This window comes from Streptomyces cyslabdanicus (genome assembly GCF_052663305.1).
This window is the reverse complement of record NZ_JBQRUW010000089.1, coordinates 1-5,214: the sequence shown is the minus strand read 5'-3', so window position 1 is coordinate 5,214 and position 5,214 is coordinate 1. Positions and strand designations below refer to the sequence as shown.

Here is a 5,214-nt window from a genome sequence, read left to right as displayed (position 1 = left end):
CACCGAAGGGAAGCGCCCGGAGGAAAGCCCGAGAGGGTGAGTACGAAGGAAGCGTCCGTTCCTTGAGAACTCAACAGCGTGCCAAAAATCAACGCCAGATTAGTTGATACCCCGTCTCCAGCATCTGCTGGGACGAGGTTCCTTTGAAAAACACAGCGAGGACGCTGTGAACCGAGAGGACTATTCCTCCTCCCGGTTCCGCTCTCGTGGTGTTCATCCCGATCACGGGAAAACATTCACGGAGAGTTTGATCCTGGCTCAGGACGAACGCTGGCGGCGTGCTTAACACATGCAAGTCGAACGATGAACCACTTCGGTGGGGATTAGTGGCGAACGGGTGAGTAACACGTGGGCAATCTGCCCTTCACTCTGGGACAAGCCCTGGAAACGGGGTCTAATACCGGATATCACTTCTGCAGGCATCTGTGGGAGTTGAAAGCTCCGGCGGTGAAGGATGAGCCCGCGGCCTATCAGCTTGTTGGTGAGGTAATGGCTCACCAAGGCGACGACGGGTAGCCGGCCTGAGAGGGCGACCGGCCACACTGGGACTGAGACACGGCCCAGACTCCTACGGGAGGCAGCAGTGGGGAATATTGCACAATGGGCGAAAGCCTGATGCAGCGACGCCGCGTGAGGGATGACGGCCTTCGGGTTGTAAACCTCTTTCAGCAGGGAAGAAGCGAAAGTGACGGTACCTGCAGAAGAAGCGCCGGCTAACTACGTGCCAGCAGCCGCGGTAATACGTAGGGCGCAAGCGTTGTCCGGAATTATTGGGCGTAAAGAGCTCGTAGGCGGCTTGTCACGTCGGGTGTGAAAGCCCGGGGCTTAACCCCGGGTCTGCATTCGATACGGGCTAGCTAGAGTGTGGTAGGGGAGATCGGAATTCCTGGTGTAGCGGTGAAATGCGCAGATATCAGGAGGAACACCGGTGGCGAAGGCGGATCTCTGGGCCATTACTGACGCTGAGGAGCGAAAGCGTGGGGAGCGAACAGGATTAGATACCCTGGTAGTCCACGCCGTAAACGGTGGGAACTAGGTGTTGGCGACATTCCACGTCGTCGGTGCCGCAGCTAACGCATTAAGTTCCCCGCCTGGGGAGTACGGCCGCAAGGCTAAAACTCAAAGGAATTGACGGGGGCCCGCACAAGCAGCGGAGCATGTGGCTTAATTCGACGCAACGCGAAGAACCTTACCAAGGCTTGACATACACCGGAAAACCCTGGAGACAGGGTCCCCCTTGTGGTCGGTGTACAGGTGGTGCATGGCTGTCGTCAGCTCGTGTCGTGAGATGTTGGGTTAAGTCCCGCAACGAGCGCAACCCTTGTTCTGTGTTGCCAGCATGCCCTTCGGGGTGATGGGGACTCACAGGAGACCGCCGGGGTCAACTCGGAGGAAGGTGGGGACGACGTCAAGTCATCATGCCCCTTATGTCTTGGGCTGCACACGTGCTACAATGGCCGGTACAATGAGCTGCGATACCGTGAGGTGGAGCGAATCTCAAAAAGCCGGTCTCAGTTCGGATTGGGGTCTGCAACTCGACCCCATGAAGTCGGAGTTGCTAGTAATCGCAGATCAGCATTGCTGCGGTGAATACGTTCCCGGGCCTTGTACACACCGCCCGTCACGTCACGAAAGTCGGTAACACCCGAAGCCGGTGGCCCAACCCCTTGTGGGAGGGAGCTGTCGAAGGTGGGACTGGCGATTGGGACGAAGTCGTAACAAGGTAGCCGTACCGGAAGGTGCGGCTGGATCACCTCCTTTCTAAGGAGCACTTCTTACCGGGTTCGCTCGGTCAGAGGCCAGTACATCGGCGAATGTCCGGTGCTGGTTGCTCATGGGTGGAACGTTGATTATTCGGCCGGATTCACGGGTCGGAGGCTGCCAGTACTGCTCGCAAGAGCGTGGAACGCATGATCTTCGGACGGGAGTCGGTCGGGCACGCTGTTGGGTGTCTGAGGGTGCGAGCGTTGCTCGCCCTTCGGTTGCCGGCCCCAGTGAACTTGCTGTTTTCAGCAGGGTGATGGGTGGTTGGTCGTTGTTTGAGAACTGCACAGTGGACGCGAGCATCTGTGGCCAAGTTTTTAAGGGCGCACGGTGGATGCCTTGGCACCAGGAACCGATGAAGGACGTGGGAGGCCGCGATAGTCCCCGGGGAGTCGTCAACCAGGCTTTGATCCGGGGGTTTCCGAATGGGGAAACCCGGCAGTCGTCATGGACTGTCACCCACTGCTGAACACATAGGCAGTGTGGAGGGAACGAGGGGAAGTGAAACATCTCAGTACCCTCAGGAAGAGAAAACAACCGTGATTCCGGGAGTAGTGGCGAGCGAAACTGGATGAGGCTAAACCTACGACGTGTGAGACCCGGCAGGGGTTGCGTCGTGGGGGTTGTGGGATCTCTTTTGATCAGTCTGCCGGCTGGTCGACGAGTCAGAAACCGTTGATGTAGACGAAGGACATGCGAAAGGTCCGGCGTAGAGGGTAAGACCCCCGTAGTCGAAACGTCAGCGGCTCGTTGGAGAGACACCCAAGTAGCACGGGGCCCGAGAAATCCCGTGTGAATCTGGCGGGACCACCCGCTAAGCCTAAATATTCCCTGGTGACCGATAGCGGATAGTACCGTGAGGGAATGGTGAAAAGTACCCCGGGAGGGGAGTGAAATAGTACCTGAAACCGTGTGCCTACAAGCCGTGGGAGCGTCGGAATGTGCTTGCACATTCTCGTGACTGCGTGCCTTTTGAAGAATGAGCCTGCGAGTTTGCGGTGTGTTGCGAGGTTAACCCGAGTGGGGTAGCCGTAGCGAAAGCGAGTCCGAATAGGGCGGTGGAGTAGCACGCTCAAGACCCGAAGCGGAGTGATCTAGCCATGGGCAGGTTGAAGCGGAGGTAAGACTTCGTGGAGGACCGAACCCACCAGGGTTGAAAACCTGGGGGATGACCTGTGGTTAGGGGTGAAAGGCCAATCAAACTCCGTGATAGCTGGTTCTCCCCGAAATGCATTTAGGTGCAGCGTCGTGTGTTTCTTGCCGGAGGTAGAGCACTGGATAGGCGATGGGCCCTACCGGGTTACTGACCTTAGCCAAACTCCGAATGCCGGTAAGTGAGAGCGCGGCAGTGAGACTGTGGGGGATAAGCTCCATGGTCGAGAGGGAAACAGCCCAGAGCATCGACTAAGGCCCCTAAGCGTACGCTAAGTGGGAAAGGATGTGGAGTCGCACAGACAACCAGGAGGTTGGCTTAGAAGCAGCCACCCTTGAAAGAGTGCGTAATAGCTCACTGGTCTAGTGATTCCGCGCCGACAATGTAGCGGGGCTCAAGCGTACCGCCGAAGTCGTGTCATTGCGATATGTACCCCCAACGGGGATCGTGATGGGTAGGGGAGCGTCGTCTGCCGGGTGAAGCAGCACCGGAAGGTAGTTGTGGACGGTTGACGAGTGAGAATGCAGGCATGAGTAGCGATACACACGTGAGAAACGTGTGCGCCGATTGACTAAGGGTTCCTGGGTCAAGCTGATCTGCCCAGGGTAAGTCGGGACCTAAGGCGAGGCCGACAGGCGTAGTCGATGGATAACCGGTTGATATTCCGGTACCCGCTGTGAAGCGTCAAACATCGAATCCAGTGATGCTAAGGCCGTGAAGCCGCCGGTGATCCCTTCGGGGTGATTCGGAGTGGTGGAGCCGCTGAACCAAGTTGGTAGTAGGTGAGTGATGGGGTGACGCAGGAAGGTAGTCCATCCCGGGCGGTGGTTGTCCCGGGGTAAGGGTGTAGGACGTCAGGTAGGTAAATCCGCCTGGCATGTGTCTGAGACCTGATGCCGAGCCGATTGTGGTGAAGTGGATGATCCTATGCTGTCGAGAAAAGCCTCTAGCGAGTTTCATGGCGGCCCGTACCCTAAACCGACTCAGGTGGTCAGGTAGAGAATACCGAGGCGTTCGGGTGAACTATGGTTAAGGAACTCGGCAAAATGCCCCCGTAACTTCGGGAGAAGGGGGGCCACGCCTGGTGAGGGAACTTGCTTCCTGAGCTGGGGGTGGCCGCAGAGACCAGCGAGAAGCGACTGTTTACTAAAAACACAGGTCCGTGCGAAGCCGTAAGGCGATGTATACGGACTGACGCCTGCCCGGTGCTGGAACGTTAAGGGGACCGGTTAGCTCACTTTCGGGTGGGCGAAGCTGAGAACTTAAGCGCCAGTAAACGGCGGTGGTAACTATAACCATCCTAAGGTAGCGAAATTCCTTGTCGGGTAAGTTCCGACCTGCACGAATGGCGTAACGACTTCTCGACTGTCTCAACCATAGGCCCGGTGAAATTGCACTACGAGTAAAGATGCTCGTTTCGCGCAGCAGGACGGAAAGACCCCGGGACCTTTACTACAGTTTGATATTGGTGTTCGGTTCGGCTTGTGTAGGATAGCTGGGAGACTTTGAAGCGGCCACGCCAGTGGTTGTGGAGTCGTCGTTGAAATACCAGTCTGGTCGTGCTGGATGTCTAACCTGGGTCCGTGATCCGGATCAGGGACAGTGTCTGATGGGTAGTTTAACTGGGGCGGTTGCCTCCTAAAGAGTAACGGAGGCGCCCAAAGGTTCCCTCAGCCTGGTTGGCAATCAGGTGTTGAGTGTAAGTGCACAAGGGAGCTTGACTGTGAGACCGACGGGTCGAGCAGGGACGAAAGTCGGGACTAGTGATCCGGCGGTGGCTTGTGGAAGCGCCGTCGCTCAACGGATAAAAGGTACCCCGGGGATAACAGGCTGATCTTCCCCAAGAGTCCATATCGACGGGATGGTTTGGCACCTCGATGTCGGCTCGTCGCATCCTGGGGCTGGAGTCGGTCCCAAGGGTTGGGCTGTTCGCCCATTAAAGCGGTACGCGAGCTGGGTTTAGAACGTCGTGAGACAGTTCGGTCCCTATCCGCTGTGCGCGTAGGAGTCTTGAGAAGGGCTGTCCCTAGTACGAGAGGACCGGGACGGACGAACCTCTGGTGTGCCAGTTGTTCTGCCAAGGGCATGGCTGGTTGGCTACGTTCGGGAGGGATAACCGCTGAAAGCATCTAAGCGGGAAGCCTGCTTCGAGATGAGGACTCCCACCCACTTGATGGGGTAAGGCTCCCAGTAGACGACTGGGTTGATAGGCCGGATCTGGAAGCACCGTGAGGTGTGGAGGTGACCGGTACTAATAGGCCGAGGGCTTGTCCTCAGTTGCTCGCGTCCACTGTGTT

At 57.4% G+C, this 5,214-nt stretch carries 2 rRNA genes; both read left to right on the top strand.

The window, feature by feature from the left end:
- Nucleotides 1-235 precede the first annotated feature (235 nt).
- Nucleotides 236-1,761: ribosomal RNA gene (locus ACTYVM_RS36970) — 16S ribosomal RNA — on the top strand.
- Between the two features lie 310 nt (nucleotides 1,762-2,071).
- Nucleotides 2,072-5,192, top strand: a 23S ribosomal RNA gene (locus ACTYVM_RS36965).
- The 16S and 23S rRNA genes sit together here, the layout of an rRNA operon.
- The last annotated feature ends 22 nt before the right edge of the window (nucleotides 5,193-5,214 follow it).